The 25,245-nt window shown below is 73.3% G+C and carries 23 protein-coding genes; 16 read left to right on the forward strand and 7 right to left on the reverse strand.

Going from position 1 to position 25,245, the window contains the following annotated elements; all coding sequences use genetic code 11:
* Positions 1–7: 7 nt before the first annotated feature.
* Both fdxA and dapC read left to right on the forward strand, forming a co-directional pair.
* Positions 8–334 carry a ferredoxin gene (fdxA, locus tag ACQPZ4_RS04895; protein ID WP_433056545.1) on the forward strand — a complete coding sequence of 109 codons (327 nt, stop codon included), beginning with the start codon at positions 8–10 and terminating at the stop codon, positions 332–334.
* Positions 331–1,437, forward strand: coding sequence for a succinyldiaminopimelate transaminase (gene dapC, locus ACQPZ4_RS04900; RefSeq protein ID WP_433066255.1), 1,107 nt, complete (start codon positions 331–333; stop codon positions 1,435–1,437). Before fdxA ends, dapC begins: the two co-directional genes overlap by 4 nt.
* Before the next feature lie 146 nt (positions 1,438–1,583).
* Here the strand turns inward: dapC and ACQPZ4_RS04905 are convergent, their stop codons facing one another.
* Positions 1,584–2,657: a DapH/DapD/GlmU-related protein gene (locus ACQPZ4_RS04905; protein ID WP_433056547.1), complete on the reverse strand. Its 1,074-nt coding sequence runs from the start codon at positions 2,655–2,657 to the stop codon at positions 1,584–1,586.
* Positions 2,658–2,710: 53 nt separating this feature from the next.
* Between ACQPZ4_RS04905 and dapE the strand changes: the two genes are divergently transcribed.
* Positions 2,711–3,772 (forward strand): succinyl-diaminopimelate desuccinylase, encoded by a 1,062-nt coding sequence (gene dapE / locus ACQPZ4_RS04910; RefSeq protein WP_433056549.1) that lies wholly within the window; start codon positions 2,711–2,713, stop codon positions 3,770–3,772.
* Here the strand turns inward: dapE and ACQPZ4_RS04915 are convergent.
* The gene (locus ACQPZ4_RS04915; protein ID WP_433056551.1) at positions 3,761–3,889 is read right to left on the reverse strand and encodes a hypothetical protein; all 129 of its coding nucleotides are present in this window, start codon (positions 3,887–3,889) and stop codon (positions 3,761–3,763) included. The two genes, dapE and ACQPZ4_RS04915, sit on opposite strands and share 12 nt — an antisense overlap.
* A 104-nt stretch (positions 3,890–3,993) precedes the next feature.
* Positions 3,994–4,803, reverse strand: coding sequence for a DUF3152 domain-containing protein (locus tag ACQPZ4_RS04920; protein ID WP_433056553.1), 810 nt, complete (start codon positions 4,801–4,803; stop codon positions 3,994–3,996).
* A 69-nt stretch (positions 4,804–4,872) separates the two neighbouring features.
* On the opposite strand from ACQPZ4_RS04920, the gene ACQPZ4_RS04925 reads away from it, so the two are divergent.
* The 10 genes from ACQPZ4_RS04925 to nudC all read left to right on the forward strand — a co-directional run bounded on the left by ACQPZ4_RS04925 (position 4,873) and on the right by nudC (position 18,681).
* Positions 4,873–5,640 (forward strand): TIGR00730 family Rossman fold protein, encoded by a 768-nt coding sequence (locus tag ACQPZ4_RS04925; RefSeq protein WP_433056555.1) that lies wholly within the window; start codon positions 4,873–4,875, stop codon positions 5,638–5,640.
* The gene (locus ACQPZ4_RS04930) at positions 5,640–6,200 is read left to right on the forward strand and encodes a TIGR00730 family Rossman fold protein (RefSeq protein ID WP_433056557.1); all 561 of its coding nucleotides are present in this window, start codon (positions 5,640–5,642) and stop codon (positions 6,198–6,200) included. The genes ACQPZ4_RS04925 and ACQPZ4_RS04930 overlap by 1 nt, the downstream gene beginning before the upstream one ends.
* Before the next feature lie 58 nt (positions 6,201–6,258).
* Positions 6,259–9,360, forward strand: a complete 3,102-nt coding sequence (locus ACQPZ4_RS04935) for an ATP-dependent helicase (protein WP_433066258.1) — start codon at positions 6,259–6,261, stop codon at positions 9,358–9,360.
* On the forward strand, positions 9,306–12,560 hold the full coding sequence (locus ACQPZ4_RS04940; RefSeq protein ID WP_433066261.1) for an ATP-dependent helicase: 3,255 nt from the start codon (positions 9,306–9,308) through the stop codon (positions 12,558–12,560). The genes ACQPZ4_RS04935 and ACQPZ4_RS04940 overlap by 55 nt, the downstream gene beginning before the upstream one ends.
* Positions 12,561–12,682: 122 nt before the next feature.
* Positions 12,683–12,844, forward strand: coding sequence for a hypothetical protein (locus ACQPZ4_RS04945; protein WP_433056559.1), 162 nt, complete (start codon positions 12,683–12,685; stop codon positions 12,842–12,844).
* 83 nt (positions 12,845–12,927) lie between these two features.
* Positions 12,928–13,917, forward strand: a complete 990-nt coding sequence (locus tag ACQPZ4_RS04950) for a hypothetical protein (RefSeq protein WP_433056561.1) — start codon at positions 12,928–12,930, stop codon at positions 13,915–13,917.
* A gap of 58 nt (positions 13,918–13,975) precedes the next feature.
* Positions 13,976–15,145, forward strand: coding sequence for a S8 family serine peptidase (locus tag ACQPZ4_RS04955; RefSeq protein ID WP_433056563.1), 1,170 nt, complete (start codon positions 13,976–13,978; stop codon positions 15,143–15,145).
* A 7-nt stretch (positions 15,146–15,152) separates the two neighbouring features.
* Positions 15,153–16,448 carry a M16 family metallopeptidase gene (locus ACQPZ4_RS04960; RefSeq protein WP_433066264.1) on the forward strand — a complete coding sequence of 432 codons (1,296 nt, stop codon included), beginning with the start codon at positions 15,153–15,155 and terminating at the stop codon, positions 16,446–16,448.
* Positions 16,445–17,779: a M16 family metallopeptidase gene (locus tag ACQPZ4_RS04965; RefSeq protein WP_433056565.1), complete on the forward strand. Its 1,335-nt coding sequence runs from the start codon at positions 16,445–16,447 to the stop codon at positions 17,777–17,779. Before ACQPZ4_RS04960 ends, ACQPZ4_RS04965 begins: the two co-directional genes overlap by 4 nt.
* On the forward strand, positions 17,776–18,681 hold the full coding sequence (nudC, locus tag ACQPZ4_RS04970; protein WP_433056567.1) for an NAD(+) diphosphatase: 906 nt from the start codon (positions 17,776–17,778) through the stop codon (positions 18,679–18,681). The genes ACQPZ4_RS04965 and nudC overlap by 4 nt, the downstream gene beginning before the upstream one ends.
* Here nudC and ACQPZ4_RS04975 read toward each other — a convergent pair.
* Together ACQPZ4_RS04975 and ACQPZ4_RS04980 are read right to left on the reverse strand one after the other, a co-directional pair.
* A complete protein-coding gene (locus ACQPZ4_RS04975) occupies positions 18,659–19,267 on the reverse strand; it encodes a hypothetical protein (protein WP_433056569.1) in 609 nt (202 codons plus the stop codon). The two genes, nudC and ACQPZ4_RS04975, sit on opposite strands and share 23 nt — an antisense overlap.
* Before the next feature lie 63 nt (positions 19,268–19,330).
* The gene (locus tag ACQPZ4_RS04980; protein ID WP_433056571.1) at positions 19,331–19,573 is read right to left on the reverse strand and encodes a mycoredoxin; all 243 of its coding nucleotides are present in this window, start codon (positions 19,571–19,573) and stop codon (positions 19,331–19,333) included.
* An 84-nt stretch (positions 19,574–19,657) separates the two neighbouring features.
* Between ACQPZ4_RS04980 and ACQPZ4_RS04985 the strand changes: the two genes are divergently transcribed.
* The 3 genes from ACQPZ4_RS04985 (at position 19,658) to ACQPZ4_RS04995 (ending at position 22,953) form a co-directional block, all read left to right on the forward strand.
* Positions 19,658–21,778 carry an ATP-dependent DNA helicase UvrD2 gene (locus ACQPZ4_RS04985; RefSeq protein WP_433056573.1) on the forward strand — a complete coding sequence of 707 codons (2,121 nt, stop codon included), beginning with the start codon at positions 19,658–19,660 and terminating at the stop codon, positions 21,776–21,778.
* A gap of 213 nt (positions 21,779–21,991) precedes the next feature.
* Positions 21,992–22,450 (forward strand): hypothetical protein, encoded by a 459-nt coding sequence (locus ACQPZ4_RS04990; protein ID WP_433056575.1) that lies wholly within the window; start codon positions 21,992–21,994, stop codon positions 22,448–22,450.
* Between the two features lie 119 nt (positions 22,451–22,569).
* On the forward strand, positions 22,570–22,953 hold the full coding sequence (locus ACQPZ4_RS04995) for a WhiB family transcriptional regulator (RefSeq protein ID WP_360379792.1): 384 nt from the start codon (positions 22,570–22,572) through the stop codon (positions 22,951–22,953).
* 322 nt (positions 22,954–23,275) lie between these two features.
* Here ACQPZ4_RS04995 and ACQPZ4_RS05000 read toward each other — a convergent pair whose 3' ends face one another.
* Both ACQPZ4_RS05000 and ACQPZ4_RS05005 read right to left on the reverse strand, forming a co-directional pair.
* Positions 23,276–23,833: a Uma2 family endonuclease gene (locus ACQPZ4_RS05000; protein ID WP_433056577.1), complete on the reverse strand. Its 558-nt coding sequence runs from the start codon at positions 23,831–23,833 to the stop codon at positions 23,276–23,278.
* Positions 23,834–23,859: 26 nt separating this feature from the next.
* Positions 23,860–25,242 (reverse strand): ABC1 kinase family protein, encoded by a 1,383-nt coding sequence (locus ACQPZ4_RS05005; protein ID WP_433056579.1) that lies wholly within the window; start codon positions 25,240–25,242, stop codon positions 23,860–23,862.
* Positions 25,243–25,245 lie beyond the last annotated feature (3 nt).

A 25,245-nucleotide genomic window follows, 5' to 3' on the forward strand; every position in this document is an offset into this window, starting at 1 on the left:
GCGACCCGTGACATACATCATCGCCGAACCTTGCGTGGACCTGCTCGACAAGGCCTGCATCGAGGAGTGCCCTGTCGACTGCATCTACGAGGGCAACCGCATGCTCTACATCCACCCGGATGAGTGCGTGGACTGCGGCGCCTGCGAGCCGGTGTGCCCGGTCGAGGCGATCTTCTACGAGGACGACGTCCCGGAGAAGTGGAAAGACTTCACCGGCGCCAACTACGCGTTCTTCGACGACCTCGGCTCGCCCGGCGGCGCGTCGAAGGTCGGCAAGATCGAGAAGGACGCGCCGTTCGTGGCCACCCTCCCGCCGCAGGAGCGCGAACACTGACCGGCACCGCTTTCGGGGCCCGGCGCGCGCTCGCGGCCGGGCTTCCCGACTTTCCCTGGGACCGGCTCGAGCCGGCCAAGGCCACCGCGTCCCGCCACCCCGACGGCCTCGTCGACCTCTCGATCGGCACGCCGGTCGACCCGGTGCCCCCGCTGATCCGCGCGGCGCTGGCCGAGGCGTCGGACGCGCCCGGGTACCCGCTGACGGCCGGCACCCCGGCCCTGCGCGCGGCGATCCGGGCCTGGGTGACGCGCTCGTGCGGCCCCGCGTCCGACGAGTTCGGCGTGCTGCCCACGATCGGCTCGAAGGAGCTCGTCGCCTGGCTGCCGACGCTGCTCGGGCTGGGCGAGGGCGACACCGTGGTGATTCCGCAGGTGTGTTACCCGACGTACGAGGTGGGCGTCCTGCTCGCCGGCGCGCGCGTGGTCCGGGCCGACGCGCTGACCGCCCTCGGGCCGCAGCGGGTCAGCATGGTGTGGGTCAACTCGCCGTCCAACCCGACCGGCAAGGTGCTGCCCGAGGCGCACCTGCGCAAGGTCGTGACCTGGGCGCGGGAGCGCGGCGCGATCGTGGTCAGCGACGAGTGCTACCTGCCGCTGCCGTGGGAGTCCGAGCCCGTGTCGATCCTGTCGGTCTGCGACGGGAACTACGACGGGGTGCTCGCCGTACACTCGCTGTCCAAACGCTCGAACCTCGCCGGCTATCGGGCCGGGTTCGTGGCCGGCGACCCCGCGCTCATCGACGAGGTGCTCGCCGCGCGCAAGCACGCCGGCATGATCGTGCCCGCACCGGTGCAGGCCGCGATGATCGCCGCCCTCGGGGACGAGGAACACGTGCAAGAACAGCGGCAACGGTACTCCCGGCGCCGCGCCGTCCTCCGCCAGGCCTTCGAGCGCGCGGGGTTCACCGTCGAGCACTCCGAGGCCGGCCTGTACCTCTGGCTGACCCGTGGCGAGGACTCCTGGGCCACCGTCGGCTGGCTCGCCGAGCGCGGGATCCTGGCGGCGCCGGGCGCGTTCTACGGTCCGGCGGGCGCGGAGTACGTCCGGGTGGCGCTGACCGCCACCGACGAGCGCGTCGATTCGGCGGCATCGCGGCTCTGACCTGCGATTTCAAAGATCACCGTGAGCACTGAAAGCGACACATCCCCCGTCGGGGTATAAATCCGGATATGTCGCGGCGCGCCAGCGCCCGACATATCAGGCCCCAACCCGGGCGGGCCTGCAGCAAGCCCGCCCGGGACAAAGGCTCAGTTCGCGTGCAGCGCGGCGTTCAGCTCGATCCCGCGACCCTGCCGCTCGCGGACCTCCAGGCGCCCGGAGACCGAGTTGCGGATGTACAGCAGGTTCGGCACGCCCGACAGCTCGCGGGCCTTGACCACGCGGCCGTCCGGCAGGGTCAGCTTGGAGCCCGCGGTGATGTAGCAGCCGGCCTCGACCACGCAGTCGTCGCCGAGCGAGATGCCGATGCCCGCGTTGGCGCCGAGCAGGCAGCGCTCGCCCAGGGCGATGGTCTCCTTGCCGCCGCCGGACAGGGTGCCCATGATCGACGAGCCGCCGCCCACGTCGGTGCCGTCGCCGACCACGACGCCGGCCGAGATGCGGCCCTCGACCATGGAGTTGCCGAGGGTGCCGGCGTTGAAGTTCACGAAGCCCTCGTGCATGACGGTGGTGCCCGGGGCGAGGTGCGCGCCCAGCCGGACCCGGTCGGCGTCGGCGATGCGCACGCCCGACGGGGTCACGTAGTCGACCATGCGCGGGAACTTGTCGACGGCGAAGATGTTGAGCCGGCGACCGGCCCGGCGCTCGGCCACGCGCAGCTCGTCGACCTGCTCGGGCAGGCACGGGCCGGCCGAGGTCCAGGCGACGTTGGGGAGCAGCCCGAAGAGGCCGTCGAGGTTGGCCTGGTGTGGCCGGATGACGCGATGCGAGAGCAGGTGCAGCCGCAGGTACGCCTCGGCCGTGCTCGCCGGCGCGTCGCCGAGCGAGCCGATCTCCACCCGCACGACCTCGGTGCGCGAGCCGAGCGGGCCGTCGCCCTCCGGGAGGTCCGCGAAGTCCGTGCCGGCGCCGGTCGGGCCGGAGGCGGCCACGGCGGCGGAGACCGCGGCGGCGGCGCTGCCGGGATCGAGGACGGAGGCGGCGGTCGCGGCGGCGGCCGTGGCCGGGTCGAGCCCGGTCGCGGTGGTGCCGGCGGCGGCGTGGGGAGCTTGGCCGAGGCCGAGGTTGCCGGCCGGGAACCAGGCGTCCAGCACCTGGCCGGAGGCGGTCACGGTGGCCAGGCCCAGCCCCCACGCGGGCGAGTCGATGTAGGCGGTCGTCACGTGGTCGAACGCTACCGCACCCGCCCAGCGGCCCGTCCTACTAAGGTCGAGTCATGCTCACGCGCGCCACTCTCACCGATCCCGTGGCCCTGACCCGGGCGCTCGTCGACATCGAGTCGGTCTCCGGCAACGAGGCCGAGATCGCCGACCGCGTGGAGGAGGCCCTCGCCGGCACCGCGCTCAAGGTCGAGCGCTTCGGGCACACGATCGTCGCGCGGACCGAGCTGAACCGGCCGCAGCGGGTCGTGCTCGCCGGGCACCTCGACACCGTGCCGCTGCACGACAACTTCCCCTCGCGGACCGAGGGCAACCTGCTGTGGGGCTGCGGCACGTCGGACATGAAGGCCGGCACCGCGATCGCCCTGCACCTGGCGGTGACCGAGCCGGAGCCGCGGCACGACGTGACCTTCGTCTTCTACGAGTGCGAGGAGGTCGACTCCGCGCGCAACGGGCTGAACATCCTGGCCAAGCGCAGCCCGCACCTGCTGACCGACGCCTCGTTCGCGGTGCTGCTGGAGCCGACCCACGGGCTGATCGAGGGCGGCTGCCAGGGCACCCAGCGCATCCTGGCGCGGACCTACGGCAAGCGCGCCCACTCGGCCCGGTCCTGGCTGGGGGAGAACGCCATCCACAAGGCGGCGCCGATTTTGCAGCGGCTGGCGGAGTACGAGGCGCGCACGGTTGTGATCGACGGCTGCGAGTTCCACGAGGGCCTGAACGCGGTCCGCATCTCCGGGGGCGTGGCCGGCAACGTGATCCCGGACGGCTGCGAGGTGGAGGTCAACTTCCGGTTCGCGCCGGACCGGGACGAGGCGGCGGCCGAGGCGCACGTGCGCGAGGTACTGGACGGGTTCGAGCTCGAGTTCGTCGACTCGGCCCCGGGTGCACGCCCCGGCCTGGACGCGCCCGCCGCGCAGGAGCTGCTGGGCGCGATCGGCAAGCCGCCGCGGGCCAAGCTCGGCTGGACCGACGTGGCCCGCTTCGCGGTGCTGGGCATCCCCGGCCTGAACTTCGGCCCGGGCGACCCCAACCTCGCGCACAAGCAGGACGAGCACGTCGAGATCGACAAGATCACCGAGGGCGCCGAGGTGCTGCGCCGCTGGCTACGGGGCTGAGGGCGGCTGCTCCTCGGCGATCGGGTCCAAGCTGCGCAGCATCCGCCGGACCGCGAGCACCTCGCGGATCCGCCGGTTCATCTGCCGCTTCTGACGATCTTGATCGGTACGTGTCATGCCGGTCACACCCCCCACGCCGTGACCACCGGTATATCGGGTAGGACGCGACGGCAGTGGGAAACGTTGCGCTCTGCACCCGTTTTCCTACCGAGAATGTCCGATCATCGCGGCGCGGGTGGACCTGTGACGAAGGTCTTACCGTCCGGATAGGGCCACGCGTTGGCGACACAGCCCTCCAGCCCGAACGACTGGCGGGCCATGACCGGGGCGGGCGCGCCCTTGCGCGGGCAGATCGCGTGGCCGTTGCCGAGGAAGTGCCCGACCTCGTGGTTGACGACCATGTCGCGGTAGTCGGCGAGGCTCGGGTACCACGCGACCCCCAGCAGCCAGCGCTTCAGGTTGATGATCACGTCCCGGCCGCCGCGGCAGGAGACCTCGCCCTTGGTCCGCACGCCGCGCTTGGCGCACATCGTGTCGGTGGTCGAGGGCGTGGCCAGGTGCACCGTGAGCTCGGAGGCGCTGCCGGACGGCACCCGTTGGAAGGAGAACTTCCCGCCCGCGATCCAGCTGCGGTTGTCGCCGAGGGTGTCCTGGACCGCCGCCGCGAAGACCTCCGGATCGACGCCCGAACCCTGCTCGGTCGCGACGACATAGTGCACGAGGTGCCCGGCGGTGCCGACCCGGTCGCCGCCGCTGCCCGCGAAGTCGAACTTCCCGTTGCCCTTGGCCGGCACGACGACCGGCGCGGGCGACCCGGCCGGCGACGGGGCCCGCGACGGCGATGCGGCGGCCGACGGGGAGGTGGCCGACGGCGACTCCGCGGCGGCCGGCGCGGACGAGAGATCGAGCGACGGCGGCTCGGCGACCATGGCACCGGTGGCGGAGGAGGCGCTCAGGGAGTACCAAATCAGGGAAGAACCGGCCAGAAGGGCGCACGCCGCCAGAATCGGCAGCCACACCCGTCTCCCCATGGCGGTATTGGACCACGGGAAGGCCGTGCCGGTGGGCCCGGATGAGGGTGATCGTCGTACGGTGACAGCATGAGCGAGCCCAAGCGCAGCCGGCCGCGGGAGCGGCATCGCGGCATGGTGACCCTCCGACGCGACGCCATCCCGCCGAGCACCGCCGATCAGCGGCTGCTGGACTCCCACCTGCGCCACGAGTGGAAGACCAAGGACGCCTGGCGCGCGCTGCGCATCCTCAGCGAGTTCGTCGAGGGCTTCGACACCCTGGCCGACCTGCCGCCCGCGGTGAGCGTCTTCGGGTCCGCGCGCAGCAAGCCCGACAGCCCCGAGTACCGCCTCGGCGAGCAGCTCGGCGGCGCCCTCGCCCGGGCCGGCTACGCGGTCATCACCGGCGGCGGCCCCGGCGTCATGGAGGCCGCGAACAAGGGCGTCGCCGACGCCGGCGGGCTCTCCATCGGCCTGGGCATCGAGCTGCCGTTCGAGCAGGGCCTCAACGACTGGGTCGACATCGGCATCGACTTCCGCTACTTCTTCGCGCGCAAGACGATGTTCGTGAAGTACGCCCAGGCATTCGTCGTGCTCCCCGGCGGCTTCGGCACGCTCGACGAGCTGTTCGAGGCGGTCACGCTGGTCCAGACCCGCAAGGTCACTCGCTTCCCGGTCGTCCTCATGGGTACCGCCTACTGGCAGGGCCTGCTCGACTGGATCACCGACACGATGCTCCCCGACGGCAAGATCGGCCCCGAGGACCTCCAGTTGCTCCACCTCACCGACGACGTCGACGCCGCGGTCCAGCACATCCGGGACGCGGCCGAGCACGTGGACGAAGGCGACGACACCTGATGGCGCGGATCTGTGTCTTCTGCGCCTCCTCGCAGCGGCTCGACCGGCGCTGGCTCGACCTCGCCCACGACCTCGGGGTGGAGATCGGCCGCCGCGGCCACGAGCTGGTCTCCGGCGGCGGCTGCGTCGGCATGATGGGCGCGGTCGCGGACGGCGCGCGCGAGGGCGGCGGCCGCACGTACGGCGTGATCCCGCAGACCCTCGTCGACCTCGAGGTCGCCGACACCAAGTCGGACGAGCTGGTCGTCACCGACGGCATGGCGTCCCGCAAGACCCTGCTCATCGAGCGCGCGGACGCCTTCATCACGCTGCCGGGCGGGCTCGGCACGCTCGACGAGCTGTTCGAGGTCTGGACCACGGCCACGCTCGACCTGCACCGCAAGCCGATCCTGCTGCTGGACTACGACGGCTTCTACGGCGGGCTGCTGGCCTGGCTGCGCGAGAAGACGCAGCAGGAGTTCGTCCGCAGCTCGGCCCTGGCCATGCTGCTCACCTCCCGCAATGTCCACGAATCGCTGGACCTCATCGAGGCGTCACTGCTCGGCGCGTCCCGGCAATAGCATTGGCGCCGTGACCGCGATCGCTTCCCCCGCGGGCCCTCGCCGTGCCTACAAGCTCGTGCGGCGGGCCCCGGTCAAGGCCGTCCCGGTCCAGGTCGACCCCTGGCAGCGGCTCGTGGTCGAGCACACCCACGGGCCGCTGCTCGTGGTCGGCGGGCCCGGCAGCGGGAAGACCAGCACGCTCGTCGAGGCCGTCGCGCAGCGGGTCGTCGACGGCGAGGACCCCGAGTCGATCCTGGTCCTGACGTTCGGGCGGCGCGGCGCCGTGCGGCTGCGGGACCGGATCGAGGGGCGGCTCGGGCGGTCGAGCGGGCTGCGCACGACCGCCGAGCCGATGGTGCGGACGTTCCACGGGTACGCGTTCGGGCTGCTGCGCCGGGCCGCCGTCGAGCGGGGCGAGACCTCGCCGCGGCTGCTCACCGGCCCCGAACAGGACCTGGTGATCCGGGAGCTGCTGCGGGAGTCCACGGCGCCGTGGCCCGAGGCGCTGCGCTCCGCGCTCAACACCCGGGCGTTCGCGACCGAGCTGCGGGACCTGCTGCTGCGCGCCGTCGAGCGGGGGGTCTCGCCCGAGGGCCTGAAGGAGCTGGCGCGGATCCACCGGCGGCCGGACTGGGCCGCGGCGGCCGCGTTCTTCCGGGAGTACCTGCAGGTGCTCGCCCTGCGCGACGCCACCGGCCGCGGGTCCGTGGCCTACGACTACGCCGAGCTGGTCCGGGCGGCCGGGAGCCTGCTCGCCGACGACCCGAACCTGCTGGAGAGCGAGCGGCGGCGGGTCCGGTACGTCTACGTCGACGAGCTGCACGACACCGACCCGGCCCAGGTCGAGCTGCTCGAACTGGTCGCCGGCAACGGGAAGCACCTCGTCGGGTTCGCCGATCCGGACTCCTCCACGTTCGCGTTCCGGGGGGCCGACCCCGCGATCGTGCGCGACTTCGAACTGCGGTTCCCCGGCGCGGTACAGGTGGCGCTCCCGCATTCGCAGCGGCTCGGCGAGGGACTGCTCGCGCCGATCGGACGGCTCGCGGTGCGGCTGCGCGGGCCCTCGCGGCATCGGGCGATGCACCCCGCGAAGGCCGGCGGGGCGGTGGAGACGCGGACGTTCGCGTCGGAGACGTCCGAGGCCGCGTTCATCGCGCACCGGCTGCGGGAGGCGCACCTGCTGCGGGACGTGCCGTGGTCGCGGATGGCGGTCGTGGTGCGCTCGACGGCCCGGCAGCTGGCGCCGCTGCAGCGGGCGTTGCACACGGCCGGGGTACCGACGACGACCGAGTCCGAGGATCTCCCGTTGCACCTGCAGCCGGCGATCGCCCCGCTGCTGCTGTTGTTGCGCTGCGCGCTGGACGGCGGGCGGCTCGACGAGGACGCCGCCGTGGCGCTGCTGCACTCGCCGCTGGGCGGGGCCGATCCGCTGGCCGAGCGGCGGCTGCGGCAGGGGCTGCGGGCGCTCGCGCTGGCCGCGGGGGACCGGCGGCCGTCGGGCCTCCTGCTGCTCGCGGCGCTGCGCGACCCGGCCGAGCTGGCGATGATCGAGCGGCGCTGGGCCACCCCGGCGCGGGCCGTGGCCGGGCTCCTGCAGCAGGCCCGGGAGGCCGCCGCCCGCCCGGGCGCGACGGCCGAGGAGGTGCTGTGGGCCGTGTGGCACGCCAGCGGGCTGGCCGATCGCTGGTCGGCGCTGAGCGCCCGCGGCGGGCACCGGGGCGCGGCCGCCGATCGGGACCTGGATGCGGTCGTGACGCTCTTCGATGCCGCCGCGCGCTTCACGGACCGGCTGCCCGGTGCGGGTACCGGCGTCTTCCTGGACCACGTCGAGGGGCAGGACCTGCCGGCGGACAACCTCGCGCCCGCGGCCGACCGCGGCGACGCGGTGCGCATCCTGACCGCGCACGCCGCCAAGGGCCTGGAGTGGGACGTGGTGGCGGTGGCCGGGGTGCAGGAGGGCGTCTGGCCCGACCTGCGGCTGCGCGGCAGCGTGCTCGGCTCCGAGCTGCTGGTCGAGGTGCTGTCCGGGCGGAGCATGGAGACCATCGGGCGGCTGTCGGCCCTGCTGGACGAGGAGCGGCGGCTGTTCTACGTGGCCGTCACGCGGGCCCGGGAGCAGGTGCTGGTGACCGCGGTCGCATCCGGGGACGGCGAGGAGCAGCCCAGCCGGTTCCTCACCGAGCTCTCGATCGACGACGAGCAGCCCGCGTTCGAGGCGCCGCGCGCGCTCACGCTGCCGACGCTCGTCGCCGAGCTGCGGGTCGCGCTGGTCGATCCCGACGCGCCGGAGCCGCGGCGCCGGTCCGCCGCGGCGCTGCTGGCCAAGCTCGCGCAACAGGAGGTACCAGGGGCGGATCCCGACTCGTGGTGGGGCCTTCCGGTGCTCTCGGACGAGCGGCCGCTCGTCGACCCCGGCGAGGCGGTGCAGGTCACCCCGTCGACCGTGGAGAGCGTCGAGCGCTGCAGCCTGCGCTGGCTGCTGGAGCGGCACGGCGGGGCGCTGACCCCCTCGCCGGAGCAGTCCATCGGCAACCTCGTGCACGCCGCGGCGATGCTGGCCTCCGACGCCTCGGCGGACCGGGCGCAGCTGGTCGCGTACGTGGCCGACCGCTTCGACGCGATCGAGCTCTCGGCCCGCTGGCTGGCCGGGCGGGAGCGGGAGCGCGCGGAGACGATGCTCGACAAGCTCATCGGCTGGCTGGCCGGCAACCCGCGCCGGCTCGTCGCGATCGAGCAGGACTTCCTGGTCGAGCTGGCCGACCCCGAGGCGCCGGTGGAGATCAAGGGGCGGGTCGACCGGCTGGAGCTCGACGAGCAGGGCCGCCTCGTCGTGGTCGACCTCAAGACCGGCAAGTCGATCCCGGCCAACGCCAACCTGGCCGAGCACCCGCAGCTGGCGGCCTACCAGGCGGCGATCGAGCTGGGCGCGTTCGAGGAGTCCACGGTCGCGGGCGGGGCCTCGCTGGTGCAGCTCGGCGGCGAGACGAACACGGCCCGCGAGCAGGTCCAGCCCCCGCTCGGCGAGGCCGACGACCCCAACTGGGCCCAGGCTCTGGTACGCCGCACCGCCCAGACCATGGCCGCCTCCACCTTCAGCGCCGTGGTCAACAACAAGTGCCGGGTCTGCCCGGTGCGCACCTCCTGCCCGGTCTCCGGCAAGGGCCGGCACGTCACATGACCCCGCTCGAACTCTCCCGGCTGCTGCGGCTCCCCGCGCCCACGCCGCAGCAGGCCCAGGTGATCTCGGCGCCGGTCGGGCCGCTGCTCGTGGTGGCCGGGGCCGGCTCGGGCAAGACCGAGACGATGGCCGCCCGGGTCGTGTGGCTGGTCGCGAACGGGCACGTGCGGCCGGAGCAGATCCTCGGCCTGACCTTCACCCGCAAGGCGGCGGGCGAGCTGTCGCACCGCATCCGCCAGCGCCTCGGCCAGCTGGTGCGCCGGCTCGGGCGGGACGACCTCATCGCGGGCGAGCCGACGGTGGCCACCTACCACTCGTACGCGGCCCGGGTGGTGCGCGAGCACGGCGTGCGGGCCGGGTTCGAGCCGTCCACCCGGCTGCTGACCGAGGCCGCGTGCTGGCAGCTCGCCGACACGGTCGTGCGCGCGTACGACGGGGACATGACCGCGGTCTCCTCCGCCCCGTCGACCGTCGTCGACGCCGTGCTGCACCTGTCCGGCGACCTGGCCGAGCACCTGCGCGAGCCGGCCGACGTGGCCGCGTGGACCGGCCGGTTCTTCGCCGAGGTGAGCGGCAAGACGGGCAAGATGGCCAAGCCGGTGCGCGACGTGCTGTCCCGGCAGCAGGCGCGCCTGCAGCTGTTGCCGCTGATCCGGCAGTACAGCGAGAAGAAGGCGCTGCTGGAGGCCATGGACTTCGGCGACCAGCTGTCCCGGGCGGCCCGCGTCGCGACCGCGCATCCCGAGGTCGGCCAGGTCGAGCGGGACCGCTTCCGGGTCGTGCTGCTCGACGAGTACCAGGACACCTCGCACGCCCAGGTCGTGCTGCTGCGGGCGCTGTTCGGCGGCGGCCACCCGGTGACCGCGGTCGGCGACCCGTGCCAGTCCATCTACGGCTGGCGCGGCGCCTCGGCCGGCACCCTGGACCGCTTCCCGGTCGAGTTCCCGCTCGCCGACGGCGAACAGGCGCCGCTGCGCGAGCTGACCACGAGCTGGCGCAACCGGCCCGAGATCCTCGACGTGGCCAACACGCTCTCGGCCCCGCTGCGCTCCTACGGCGCGCGGGTGCGCGAGCTCGCCCCGGCCGACGTGCTGGCCGAGCCCGCCTCGACCGCGACCGTGCACTGCGCCCTGCTCGACACGTACACCGAGGAGGCGGCCTGGGTCGCCGACCGGGTGCTGGCCTCGTGGCGGCTGGCGGCCAAGGTCGACCCGGACACGTTCCCCTACGACATCCCGGTCGAGGACCGCCCGTCGACCGCGGTCCTCGTGCGGACCCGGGCCCAGATCCCGGCGCTGGAGAACGCCCTGCGCTCGCGCGGCCTGCCGGTCGAGGTCGTCGGCCTGGGCGGGCTGCTGGACACGCCCGAGGTCCGCGACGTGGTGAGCACCATGCGGGTGCTCGCCGACCCGGCCGAGGGCGCCGCGCTGCTGCGCATCCTGACCGGCCCGCGCTGGCGGATCGGCCCCCGGGACCTGGTCGCCCTGTACCGCCGGGCCCGCTCCCTGGCCGCCGCCCGCCGCACCGGCGACAGCGCGGCCGAGCCCGAGCTCGCCGACCGGCTGGACGAGGCGGTCCTGGTCGAGGCCCTGGACGACCTCGGCGACCCCGAGCGGTACTCCGAGGAGGGCCACCGCCGCTTCGTCCGCCTCGGCACCGAGCTGCGGGCCCTGCGCCGGCGCCTCGACCAGCCGCTGCCCGACCTGGTGGCCGACCTGGAGCGGGTCACCGGCCTGGACGTCGAGGTCGCGGCCCGCCCCGGCGACGCCGGCCTGGCCCGCGGCCACCTCGACGCGTTCAGCAACATCGCCGCCCGGTTCGCCTCCGAGTCCGAGGGGGCCACGCTCAGCGCGTTCCTGGCCTTCCTGGCCGCGGCCGAGAACGAGGAGCGCGGGCTGGCCCCGGGCGAGGTCGAGGTCGTCGACGGCGCCGTGCAGATCCTCACCGCGCACGCCGCCAAGGGCCTGGAGTGGGACGTCGTCGCGGTCGCCGGGCTGTGCGCGGACGTGTTCCCGGGCCCGAGCAACGCCGGCGACCACTGGCTGCGCGGCCTCGGCGTGCTGCCGTTCCCGCTGCGCGGCGACCACGACGGGCTGCCGGCGCTGGACCTGACCGGCACCGCCGACATCAAGGGCGTCGTGGCCGCGCTGGAGGGGTTCACCCGGGACTGGCGCGAGCACGACGTCCGGGAGGAGCGGCGGCTGGCCTACGTCGCCGTGACCCGCCCGCGCCGCCTGCTGCTGGCCAGCGGGTACTGGTGGGGCGAGGGGGTCAAGCGGGCCCGCGGCGCCTCCGTGTTCCTGGACGAGATCCGCGAGCGCTGCCTGGCCGGCGCGGGGGTCGTGGACGCCTGGGCGCCGAAGCCCGATGCCGACGCGCAGAATCCGACCGCCGCGGATGTACCGTCCGCGAGCTGGCCCGCCGACCCGCTCGGCCACCGCCGGCCGCTGCTGGAGGCCGCCGCCGCCCTGGTCCGCACGGCCGACCCGGACGCGGAGCTCGCCGCCGACCCGCTCGTGGACCGCTGGGCCTCCGAGGCCGAGCTGCTGCTGGCCGAGCAGGCCCGGCTGGCCCCGCGGGCCGGCGGCGCGGTCGAGGTCGGCCTGCCCGGGCACCTGTCCGTGTCGCAGCTCGTGTCGCTGCGCCGGGACCCGCAGCGGCTGGCCCGCTCGCTGCGCCGGCCGCTGCCGGCCCGCCCCGACCCGTACGCGCGCCGCGGCACCGCCTTCCACCACTGGCTCGAGCAGCGCTTCCGGGCCGAGCGGCTGATCGACCTCGACGAGCTGCCCGGCGCCGCCGACGAGGACGCCGCGCCCGACTCGGCCCTGGCCGACCTGCAGGCGCGGTTCCTGGCCAGCGAGTGGGCCGACCGGGTGCCGCTGGACGTGGAGGTGCCGTTCGCGTCGGTGATCGCCGGGGTCGTGGTGCGGGGGCGGATGGATGCCGTCTACCGGTACGCCGACGGCCGCTACGACGTCGTGGACTGGAAGACCGGCGGGCGCCCCGGCGGGGCCGACGCGAGCGCGGCGGGGGTGCAGCTCGCGGCGTACCGGCTGGCCTGGGCCGAGCTGCGCGGAGTCCCGCTGGACACGGTCGGCGCCGCGTTCTTCTACGTGCGCGGCGGCGAGACGGTCCGCCCGGCCGACCTGCTCGACGAGGACGGTCTGCTGGGGCTGATCACCAGCCTGCCCGCCACCTAGATCACGACAGGCAGATCACGGGTTTGTCTCAATGAATTGGCAAGGTTCCGACATGCGGCTGTCGGTGGAACCGCGTCCTCCTCGAAGCTGTCCAAGAGGGCATGCGAGGGGGAGTGCTCAACATGCAGGCACCGCAGGTACGCGAGGTCGCTCTGGTGGTCGGCGTGGCCACCGCCGGGGTGCTGACCGCCGCGCTGATCGTGATCGGGCCCGTCGCGGCCGCTGATTCGCACCGGTATCCGCAGGTCACACAGCTGCACCCGCCGCCGCATCCGCAACCGTGACCCGGAATGCCCAGCAAACCCCCAGCTGAGCGGGGCGGGGGCTGCTGGCCGTCGTCGCATTCGGCTGCGACACTGGGGGCGAGATGACCGAGCAGCCCTCGCCGTGGGCGACGCCGGACACACAGACCGTGATTCAGCCGGTCACCGTGCCCGCGTCGCCGTCCGGCGCACCCTCCGAACCGGTGCAGGCGGCCCCGCAGCGGCCCGCGGCGGGCTACGCGTCCGGGCGCGTGGGGCGGTCGGGGACCCCACCGGTGGTACCGCCGCCGGATCTTCTGGAATATGGCCGGGGCGACGACGACGATCCGATCAAGCGGAACCAGCGCATCCTGAAGTGGCTCGGCGGCGGCGCGGTGCTCGTCGTCGCGATCGGCCTGATCGTGATCCTCGTGTCGGTGATGACGAACAACGCCACCACGCCCGGCGGCCTGTTCAACCGGCAGGCCGAGGGGCCCAGCGACACCCGCCCCGAGCTCGCGCGCCGCTGCCCGCCGCCGACCATCCCGCCGGACAACCCCAACCAGGGCGGCGAGGAGGTGCCGCCGGGGCCGCGGACCTCCGACAGCGAGTCCGGGATCAGCTACAAGTCCTTCGGCGACCCGTGGCGCCCGCTCGCCGAGAACTGGCGCGACCAGGGCGAACTGAAGATCACGTACCGCATCGGCCAGGACTTCGTGACCGAGCCCAACTACGACGGGGTGGGCTCGGACTACCACGCCACCATCCTGTCGGGCCACGTGCCGGCCGCGGTGAACGACGGCATGGTGCTCGACCTGCACTGCGTCGGCGACCAGATCGCGGCGGACGTGCGGGTCAGCTTCTACCCCAAGGGCAACCAGCTCGAGCAGCTCGAGGCCCGGGACCTGACGCTGGGCGGGCGCCCGGCGCGGCTGCTCAAGTTCCGGCTGCACTTCAGCCAGAGCGGGCTGCGGGCCAAGAGCGAGCTGGTCTCGATCGCGCTGGTCGACCTGGGCAAGCCGGAGGCGGCGATCCTGTACGTGTCGATCCCCGACACGCACCGTCAGTTCGACTACGTCGCCGACGAGGCGCCGGAGAGCATCCGCCCCGTCTGACGCTCGCGCTGATCAGGGCGAGTGGCGCCACTTGCATTGATCCGGCACGCTAGCCCGCATGAAGCAGCGGCTGGCCGCGGTGATCTTGGGTGCGGGTCTCGCACTGGTGGCGCCCGCCGGCGTCGCCCGGGCCGATGTCATTCGCGACAATGAGTGGCATTTGCGGTACCTCGGGGTCGCCGAGGCCAACCGCGTGACCCGGGGCGAGGGCGTGACGGTCGCGGTGATCGACCGCGGCGTCGACCGCTCCCACACCGACCTCGCCGGCGCCGTGCTCGACCCCGTCTTCGTCAACGCCGGATCGGCCGGCGACGAGCCCGGCGGGCCGATCGACCCGGACGGCCACGGCACCGCGCTCGCCGGCATCATCGCCGGTCAGGGCCACGGCGCCGACCGCGCCGACGGCATCGTGGGGATCGCGCCCGGGGCCAAGGTGCTGCCGATCCTGCTCAGCACCCCGGCCGGCGAGGAGCCCACCGCGGACGAGATCGCGGCCGGCATCGAGGCGGCGGTCGTCCAGCGCACCTCGGTGATCGTGGTCGGGTACTCGGTGGCCCGCAGCGACCGGCTCCAGCAGGCGGTCCGCGACGCGCAGGCGGCCGACGCGATCGTCGTGGCGGCCGACGGCGACCAGCCCGGCCGCGCGTTCGAGCCCTTCCCGGCGGCCTACGACGGCGTGCTCGCCGCGGTCCCGCTCACCCGCACGGGTGACGTGCGGGTGCCCTCCAGCAGCGGGCGCAAGCTCGGCCTGGGCGTCCCCGGGTTCCAGATCATGACGACCAACAGCGGCAACCGGTACCGCGTGGACGACGGCTCGGCCTCGCCCGCCGTGCTCGGCGCCGCGGTGGCCCTGGTGCGCTCGGCGTTCCCCGGGGCCAAGGCCGACGAGATCGTTCGGCGCCTCACGATCACCGCGGTCGACGCCGGCCCCGCCGGACCCGACCCGGACAACGGGCTCGGCCGGCTCGAACTGGTCCAGGCGCTGACCCGGAAGCTGCCCACGCCCTCGCCGTCACCCTCGCGGGCCGCGGCCGTGCCCGGCGTGTCGGCCTCCGCCACGCCGCTCGCGGCGCCCGCCGCCCCGCGCTCCCGCGGGCCCTATGGCTGGCTGCTGGGCCTGCCGCTGCTCGCCGTCCTCGCCGGCGTGGGCGCCTACGCGGGACTGGCAGAACGCCGAGTCAGGCTTTCGGGCCGGAACGAAGTAGATTCGGTGGGTGTCCAGTCGTAGCCCTGCTGTGCGGATCCCGGCTTCCAAGTACCCCGTCGAGCGCTTCACCCTGCCCAACGGCCTGCGGGTGGTGCTGACCCCAGATCGCGCCGCGCCGGTCGTCGGCGTCGCGGTGGTCTACGACGTCGGCATCAGATCGGAGCCCCAGGGGCGGACCGGCTTCGCCCACCTGTTCGAGCACCTGATGTTCCAGGGCTCGGAGAACCTCGAGAAGCTCGCCCACTTCCGCCACGTGCAGGGCTCGGGCGGCACCTTCAACGGCTCGACGCACTTCGACTACACCGACTACTTCGAGACCCTGCCCTCCAACGCGCTGGAGCGGGCGCTGTTCCTCGAGGCCGACCGCATGCGCGCGCCGCGGCTGACCGAGGAGAACCTCCGCAACCAGATCGACGTGGTCAAGGAGGAGATCCGGGTCAACGTGCTCAACCGGCCCTACGGCGGCTTCCCCTGGCTGCGGCTGCCCCCGGTCATGTTCGACACGTTCGCCAACGCCCACGACGGCTACGGCTCGTTCGAGGACCTCGAGTCGGCGACCGTGGCCGACGCGGCCGACTTCTTCGACCGGTACTACGCCTGCGGCAACGCGGTCCTCGCGGTCTCCGGCGACTTCGACGTGGCCGTCGCGACCGAGCTGGTCGAGCGGCACTTCGGCGACGTCCCGGCCCGGCCCGCGCCGGTCCGCCCGGACTTCACCGAGCCCGACCTGACCGCCGAGCGCCGCGCCTCCTACGAGGACCGCCTCGCCCCGCTGCCGGCCATCGCGGCCGCGTGGCGGGTGCCGGACCCGATCAGCGACCTGGAGGGCTACCTCCCGTACGTCGTGCTGGCCGAGGTGCTCACCGACGGCGACGCCTCCCGGCTGGTCGAGCGGCTGGTGCTGCGCGACCGGTCGGTGACCAGCGTCGGCGGGTACATCGGGTTCATGGGCGAGCCTTTTGCGGTACGGGACCCAACCGCCCTTGTGTTGCAGGCCCATCTCCCTCCTGGCGGCGACGTGGACAAGGTCCTGCGCACGATCGAGGAGGAGTGCGCGCGGATCGCGAGCGACGGCCTGGCCGCCGACGAGCTCAGCCGCACCCAGGCGCGCATGGCCACCCACCTGCTGCGCGACACCGACGCGGTGCTCGGCCGCGCCCTGCAGATGGCCGTGCTGGAGCAGCAGCGCGGCGAGCCGGAGCTGCTCAACCAGCTGCACACCCTGATCGGTGACGTCACCGAGGAGCAGATCGTCGCCGCCGCGGCGCGGCTCGTGCCGTCCCGCCGGGCCGCGGTCGAGGTCATCGCCGGAGGAGCCAAGTGACTGTGACAACCCCGCTGCGCGCCCTGCCGGTCCTCGGGCCGAACCGCGCCCTCAAGGTGCCCGGCACCGTCGAGCGCACGCTCGACAACGGGCTGACCGTGATCGCGCTGCGCCGCTCGTCGGTGCCGCTGGTCGAGGTCCGCCTCCGGGTCCCCTTCGCCCAGGCCGACCTGGCCCGGGCCGCCCTGCTCACCCAGACCGTGCTGTCCGGCACCTCGACCATGTCGACCGTGGACATCGCGGCCGAGCTGCAGAAGGTCGGCGGCGGGCTGTCCGCCGGGGCCGACCCCGACCGGCTGATGATCTCCGGCAACGCGCTGGTCGACGGGCTCGACCGGCTGCTGGACATCCTGTCGTCCGTGCTCACCGACGCCTCGTACCCGGCCGAGGAGGTCGACACCGAGCGCGCCCGCCTCGTCGACCGGATCCGCGTCGCGCAGAGCCAGCCGAGCCACCTGGCCCGGGTCGCGCTGCTCAAGCGGATGTACGGCAGCCACCCGTACGCGATCCAGACCCCCGCCCCGGAGCTCGTCGAGGCGGTCGTCCCCGACGAGCTGCGCGGGCTGCACGCCGAGCGGCTGCACCCCAACGGGGCCATCCTGGTGATCGTCGGCGACCTCGAGCCGGAGGCCGCGATCGCCTCGGCCGAGCGGATGCTGGGCAAGTGGAACGGGGGCGGCACCCTCGCCGAGCTCCCGCCCGCGCCGGCCCTGCAGCCGGGCCCGCTGACGCTGGTCGACCGGCCCGACTCGGTGCAGTCCTCGCTGCGCCTGGCGCTGCCGGCGGTCTCCCGCCGGCACCCGGACCACGCCGCGCTGCAGCTGGCCAACCTGATCTTCGGCGGCTACTTCTCGTCCCGCTGGGTCGAGAACATCCGCGAGGACAAGGGCTACACCTACGGCCCCCACTCGCTGATCGAGCACGCCGTCGCGGGCTCCGCGCTGGTCGTCTCGGCCGAGGTGGCGACCGAGGTCACCGGCCCGGCGCTGCTGGAGACGCTCTACGAGCTGGGCCGGATCGCCAGCCTCCCGCCGAAGGACGAGGAGCTGGAACAGGCCCGCCAGTACGCGCTGGGCACCCTCCAGCTCGGCATGTCCACCCAGGCCGGGCTGGCCGGGCTGGTCTCCACGTACGCGGGCTTCGGGCTGCGGCTGGACTACCTGGCCGAGCACGCCGCCCGCCTGGCCAAGGCGAGCAAGGACGACGTGGCCGCGGCGGCCGCGCAGTACCTGGCCCCGTCCCAGGCCGCGGCCGTCGTGCTCGGCGACGCGAGCCGGGTCGAGGCCTCGCTCGCGGCGCTCACCCAGGTCCAGCGCGCCGAGGGGTCATGACGCCTGGCTTTCCGCCGTTCGCGCGCGGCCCGCTCGACCGGGCCGCGCACCGGCGCACCGACGAGGAGTGGCTGAAGGCGGCCTTCGAGCGGTCCCGGGTCGTGGTGGTCGACGACGGCCACGTCCTGGTCCACCCCGGCGACCGGCCCGAGCTCGTGCTGATCGACCCGGCCGACGCGCCCGAGGGGGAGCGATTCTTCCTCGGCGAGGAAGCCGGCGGCACCGTGTACTTCGCGGTCGCCGCCGACGTCGCCGAGGCCGAGGGCACCAGCCGGGTCAACATCCGCCAGGTCGGCGCGGCGCTCGACGCGCTCCCGGCGGAGCTGTTCATCACGTCGGTCGCGCTGGCCAACTGGCACTCGCGGCACCCGTACAGCCCGCTGAGCGGCAAGCTGACGCGCGCGGCGCAGGGCGGGTGGGTGCGGGTGACCGAGGGCGGCGAGGAGACGCTCTGGCCGCGCACCGACCCGGCCGTGATCATGCTCGTGCACGACGGCGTCGCCGGGCCGGAGGGGCGCTGCCTGCTCGGGTTCAACGCGCAGTGGAAGGCCCTCGGGGCGACGGTGCCGCGGTTCTCGACGCTGGCCGGGTTCGTGGAGCCGGGGGAGTCGGCGGAGATGGCGGTGGCGCGGGAGGTCCTGGAGGAGGTGGGGGTGCGGGTCGACTCGGTCACGTACCTCGCCAGCCAGCCCTGGCCGTTCCCCGGTTCCCTGATGCTCGGGTTCCACGCGCACGCGCCGGAAGGTGCGGCGATCACCGTGGACGAGGAGGAGATCGCGGAGGCGCGGTGGCTGACCCGGCGGGAGATCGGCGCCGTGCTGGACGGCTCCTCGCAGGACTTCGGGCTGCCGTTCCCCGCCTCGATCGCGCACTTCCTGATCACCAACTGGTTGAACGCGTAGCGGTGCGGTTGAGCGCCTCGCGATGCCAGGTGGCGCACCAGCGGTCCAGCACGTCGGCGGCGTGCGCGGGGGAGACCTCGCGCAGCTCGTCGTCGATGCGCTGGCTCCCGAACGCGTTGGTCGGATGCCAGTCCAGGTCGCGCCAGACGGCCTCCTCGGTCACCTCGCCCGCCGGCGTGACCGTGCGCCGCAGCAGCGAGAGCGGCCGTTCCGCCGTGGTCTCCTGGCTGACCCGCACGAAGTACGTGATCAGCAGCCGCGGATCGCCTGGCGGTCCGGCCCGCCAGGAGCGCATCGCCTCGTCGTTGAGCTGCTCGCCGGGCCTCGGGGAGTCGGGGCGGTAGGAGTACACGTGCATGCGGGTGAGGAAATCCGGCTCGGGCGCCAGGCCCTCGTCGAGGATCTCGCCCACGAAGCGCTCGGGCCACAGCCACTGCCCGTCGGTGTGCAGCACGGCGGGTCCGTGGCCGTGGCCGATCGTCGTCCCGCCGGCGAGGTACTCCGCGATCCGTCGGCGCCGCTCGGGATCGGCGACTCGCGGGCGCTCGGGCGCGTTGCGTACCGCGTACAGACGGGCAACCCGCATGGTGGCCGGCCTCCCCAGGCGTCCCGGCGTTCTAGCCAGCCACCGTAACGGATTTGCTCCCGTTCAGCTACCGACGGTTTCCAGGTGCTTCTTGACCTGCACGATCGTCGGGTTCGTCATGGACGTCCCGTCGTCGAAGCGCAGGGTCGGCACGGTCTGGTTGCCGCCGTTGACGGTCTCGACGAACTTGGCCGCCTCCGCGTCCCGCTCGATGTCGATCACCTGGTACTGGATGCCCTCGCGGTCCATCTGGGTCTTGAGGCGGTGGCAGTAACCGCACCAGGTGGTGGAGTACATGGTGAGCATGGGGTGGTTCCTCCAGAAAGCATCGGCGGGGTCACACAAGGCGATACCGCATAACGTCGTACCCAACTGGAATGATGTCCAGCTGTGGCGGACTCCTCAGAGATTCTGGCGGGACTGGACCGGGACCAGTCCATCGCCGTCACCGCCCCGGCGGGACCGCTGTGCATCCTCGCCGGTGCGGGGACCGGCAAGACCAGGGCGATCACGCACCGGATCGCCCACCGCGTCCGCTCCGGGCAGGTCCGGGCGCAACACGTCCTGGCCGTCACGTTCACCGCCCGGGCGGCCGCCGAGATGCGCGAGCGGCTGGGCCGGCTCGGGGCGGCCGGGGTCCAGGCGCGCACGTTCCACGCGGCGGCGCTGCGGCAGGTGCGGTACTTCGCGCCCCGGCTCTTCTCCGGCCGGGACATGCCCGAGCTGCTGGACAGCAAGGCCCGGCTGGTCGGCCTGGCCGCCACGAAGGCCGGGCTGAAGACGGACCGGGAGGTGTCCCGGGACCTCGCCGGCGAGATCGAGTGGGCCAAGGCCTCGCTGATCGAGCCGGACGACTACGCCGCGGCGGCCAAGAAGGCCCTGCGCGAGCCGCCGTTCGACGGGGCGCTGGTGGCCAAGGTCTACGCGCACTACGAGCGGGCCAAGCGGGCCCAGGGCGTGATCGACTTCGAGGACATGATCCGCGCCGCGATCTGGGCCGTGGAGGAGCACCCCGACGTCGCCGAGCAGGTGCGGGCGCAGTACCGGCACTTCGTCGTGGACGAGTACCAGGACGTCAACCCGATGCAGCAGCGGCTGCTCGACGCCTGGCTGGGCGAGCGGGACGACCTGACCGTCGTCGGCGACGCCAGCCAGACGATCTACTCGTTCACCGGGGCGAGCGCGGCGTACCTCGTGGACTTCAAGCGCCGCCACCCCGGCGCCACCGTGGTCCGGCTGACCCGCGACTACCGGTCCACCCCGCAGGTCGTCGACCTGGCCAACGCGGTCATCTCGCGGGCCCGCGGCGAGCTGTCCCGGCTGCGGCTGGAGCTCGTCGGGCAGCGCCCGGCCGGCCCGGAGCCGACCGTGCGGACCTTCGCCGACGAGCCGGAGGAGGCCTCGGCGGTCGCGGCCCGCTGTGCGGAGCTGATCGCGGCCGGCACCCCGGCGCGCGAGATCGCGGTGCTGTTCCGGGTCAACGCGCAGTCCGAGGTCTATCAGGAGGCGCTCGCGGAGGCCGGCATCCCGTACGTCGTGCACGGCACCGAGCGCTTCTTCGAGCGCACCGAGGTCCGCGAGGCGATGATCGCGCTGCGCTCGTACCGCGGCGCTGACGACGGCGGGCTGGTCGCCACCGTGCACACCGCCCTCGACCGGGTCGGCTGGCGGCCCGAGAACCCTCCCGCCGGTGGCGCGCAGCGGGAGCGGTGGGAGGCGGTCTCGGCCCTCGTCAGCCTCGCCGAGGGCATGGCCACCCTGACCCTCGACGAGTTCAACACCGAGCTGCAGCGGCGCGCGGCCGTCCAGCACGTCCCGACCGTCGAGGGCGTGACCCTGTCGTCGCTGCACTCGGCGAAGGGCCTCGAGTGGGATGCGGTCTTCCTCGTCGGGCTCACCGAGGGGACCCTCCCGGTGATCCACGCGCGCACGCCGGACGCCGTCGAAGAAGAACGGCGGCTCTTGTACGTGGGGGTCACCCGCGCCCGCCACACGCTCTGGCTGTCGCATGCGGCCGCCCGCACCCCCGGCGGCCGCCAGCGCCGCCCGAGCCGGTTCGTGCCCTCGACGACCCCGGCGGGCGCGGCGTCCGGTCCCTCCGCGGGCCACGGCGCCGGCGGCTACCCGCGCCGCTCGCTGGACAAGGCGACGGTGGCCGGCCGGGCCAAGCGCGTCATGGCGGTGTCCTGCCGGGTGTGCGGCACCGGCCTGGTCAACGGGGCCGACCGCAAGCTCGGGCGCTGCGCGACCTGCCCGTCCGACGTCGACGAGGACCTGCTGGCCCGGCTGCTCGACTGGCGCAGCCGGCTGGCCGCGATCCAGAAGGTGCCCGCGTTCGTGGTCTTCACCGACGTGACCCTGGCGGCCATCGCCGAGCGGCGGCCGTCGCGGCGGGAGGAGCTCGCGGCGATCGCGGGCATCGGGCCGCGGAAGCTGATGCTGTACGGCGACGATGTCATCGCCCTCGTCCGCGGCACGAGCGTCGACGCCCTCGCCCGCGAGAGTGACTGAAGATTATCTATCGATTCGGGGCACCATGAGCTGCGCCGACATGGCACACTGAGTGCCGGTGCACGGGGTTGCCCGGGGGCTGGAAACTGACAAAAAACTTTCCCCGGAAAATCGTTTGCCCTACCGTTGAGGCACGGCATAGCCTGCGAACACGACGCCGGACGACCGGCGGTCGCACATCACGACGAGTTGCTAGAGAAGAGGTGGGTCCACGTGAAGCTCTATCTGACATCGGAGCGGCACGCGCTAACGCCTGCCCTCTGCTCGGCTGCCCGCCGGCTGTCGCCGACTGCCGCCCTGCAATGGCAGGAGTCTGTCCCGACCGTCGCCACCGCTGCCCTGGTTCCGGCTGGGATTCCGGCTGCCCTGGCTCCGGCTGCTCTGGCTCCGTCGGCTTTGGTTCTGTCCGCTCTGGTTCCGGCCGCGCATGTCGCGGGCGCTACCGGGTCGGTCCGGGGCGATCTGACGGTTCGGGTGACCGAATCGGCGGACCGGACCGACGTCGTCGCCACCGTTACCACCGATGAGCTCCACGTCGCCTCGGCGGCTCTGCTCGACCAGCGCGGGATCCGGGTTCAGGGGACCACTGGATTCAGCGCGAAGCACAGCATGACGGCTCCGAAGCCCAATGGCGGAGTCCGCGGCATACCACCTCGAGGCAGGCCGGTCTAACAAGACCGACTCACCGGCTCACCTCGAGGCCGCGGAACCCGACACCGGGATCCGCGGCCTCATTCATTTGCACCAGACGATCACACCAAACGATCGACAAACAGAAAGGGGTGACCGGGATGAGCCTGGCCTTGGCATCGATCGATGTGCGCATCGACCCGGCCTCGGACGAGCGCCTGCGTGCGGCTGCACGGGGCGTCAAGTCCGACCTGCCGTGCCGCACCTTCGACCCGGACCTGTGGTTCGCCGACTCGCCGGCGGAGCTCGAGCTCGCGAAGTCCCTCTGCGTGGAGTGCCCGCTCCGCGCCGAGTGCCTGGCGGGCGCCATCGAGCGCGCCGAGCCCTGGGGTGTCTGGGGTGGCGAGATCTTCGAGCGCGGCGCAGTTGTGCCGCGCAAGCGTCCGCGGGGCCGCCCGCGCAAGGAGGACGTCGCCCGCGACGCCGTCCTGCGCGGCGAGGTCGCTGCCCGTACGGCGGCCGTGGTCGCCGGTGTGGCGGCCTGAGATGAGCGCACATCGCCGCCCGGCCAGCCGAGGACTGCGCGCCGCGCAGCCGACCCGGCTTCTTCGTTCCACCGACTTCGTTCCGACCCGACCCAGGAGTTCCGCGATGACCTTGCAACTTCTCCACGAAGCCCTGTCACGAGCGCGAATGCGTCGGCCTCAGACTGCGAACCACTCTGAGGCTTACCCGTCCGCCCGCCAGGTCGCCATGCGCGCGCGCCGCGAGCAGGAGAGCTACCTGACCCGATCCTGAACCGCACGAGAAAACGGGCCCCTCGCCAACGCGAGGGGCCCGTTCCCGTGTTCGCGGTAGCGTCAGCCGTCAGTCGCTGAGGTGGTCGGCCGGGACGGTCTGGAGCAGCCAGGCCAGCGGCATCTTCGCCGCCACTTCGTACATGGCGTCCGTGCCGAGCCGGTGCAACGTCACCGTCTGCGCCGGGTCCCGCGCCACTGTCCAGTACTGCGGGATGCCGGCTGCCGCGTACTCCGAAACCTTGGCGCCCTGATCGATCGCCTCCGAGCCCCGCGACACGATCTCGATGACGAGCACGAGATCGGCGACCGCCATCCAGACGGCTCGCGGTTGCGGCCGCGACCACACGGTCAGGTCCGGAATCCGGCCGCCCTCCCCATCGGGGCCGGGGATGCGGATGCCCGCGACCTGCATGATCTGCTCGAGCGGCCACGCCGCCGCGATCAACCAAGCCATCAGGCGGGTAGCGATGACGGCATGCTCGCTGTCCGGCGGCGGCACGACCGAGAGCACTCCCTCGGGGCTGGTCTCATACCGTCGGCCATGCGTATCAGCGGAAATCATGGCGGCCAGGTCGTCGAGCGTGATGATGGCCGGCATGTGCCTGCCAACAGCCTCCGCGCTCATGGGCCAGATGTTACCTCTCGCCGGGTCTACTCGGCTTCGTCGGCGGCCGGCGCGGCCTTCTTGCGGCGGGTCGCTTTCTTGGCCGGCACCGCCGCAACTGGCTCGGCGAACCCGGGCAGCCAGTCGGTCAGGATCGACCGGTACGCCGCCCGCGCCTCCAACTGGCACAGCACGCCGATCGACCCCAGCGTCACGCGGTGCACCAGCATGTACGACGGCGGCAGGTTGAGCTGCCGGCTCAGCGCGTACGCGGGGCTCTTCGGGTTCGCCAGCCGCGTCGCCTCCGAGCGCAGCCACGCCCGCGTGAACTGGAACTCGTCCTCGGCCAGCGGATCCAGCATCGGGCGGATGTAGCCCAGCACCGCCACGGCGTCGACCTTGGCGTCGCCCTTGATGAAGCCCTCCTGCCGCAAGCCCTCCAGGACCGCCTCGGCGTCGCCGGCCAGGGCCAGGCGGGTCAGCCGGCCGATGATCTCGGGGTGGCCGCCGGGGAGGCGGGCCACGGCGCCGAAGTCCAGCACGCCGAGCCGGCCGTCGGAGAGCAGGCGGTAGTTGCCCGGGTGCGGGTCGGCGTGCAGCATCTCGGCGCGCGCGGGGGCGGAGAAGTGCAGGAGCGCCATGAGGTGCCCGGCCCGGTTGCGCTGTTCCTCGGTACCGCTCGCGATGATCGTGGACAGCGGCGTGCCGTCCACCCACTCCGTGACGAGGACGCGCGGGGATGTGGCGAGCACGGGCGGTACGAAAATGTCGGGATCGCCGGCGAAGGCCTCGGCGAAGGCGGTCTGCGAGCGGGCCTCCAGCTCGTAGTCGAGCTCCTCGGTGACGCGGTCGCGGATCTCGGCCACGAGGGGCTTCACGTCCAGGCCCGGCTGGATCGCCTTGAACAGGCCGGCGAAGCGGGCGAGCTGGTTGAGGTCGGAGCGCAGGGCCTCGCCGGCGCCGGGATATTGCACCTTGACCGCAACCGGGCGCCCGTCGGACCAGACCGCGCGGTGCACCTGGCCGATCGAGGCGGCCGCGGCCGGCTTGTCGTCGAACTCGGTGAACAGGTCGCGCCAGTCCGGGCCGAGCGACTCGCTGAGCACCTTGTGGACGCTCGCGGCGGGCAGCGGCGGCGCGGCCTCCTGCAGCTTGGTCAGGGCGGCGCGGTACGGCCCGGCCAGCTCCTCCGGCAGCGCCGCCTCGAACACGCTCAGCGCCTGGCCCATCTTCATGGCGCCGCCCTTGAGCTGCCCGAGCACGCTGAAGAGGTGCTCGGCGGTGCGGCGCTGGACGTCGGCGGAGACGACCTCGGCGGCCATGCCCGTGACGCGCTTGCCAAGCCCGAGCGCGGCCCGGCCGGCCAGCCCGAGGGGCAGCGACGCCAGTCGTGCGGTGCGGGCGACTGCGCCCCTAGGGATCTCGGTCACATG

Source organism: Dactylosporangium sp. CS-033363, from assembly GCF_050942475.1.
Lineage (GTDB): Bacteria > Actinomycetota > Actinomycetes > Mycobacteriales > Micromonosporaceae > Dactylosporangium.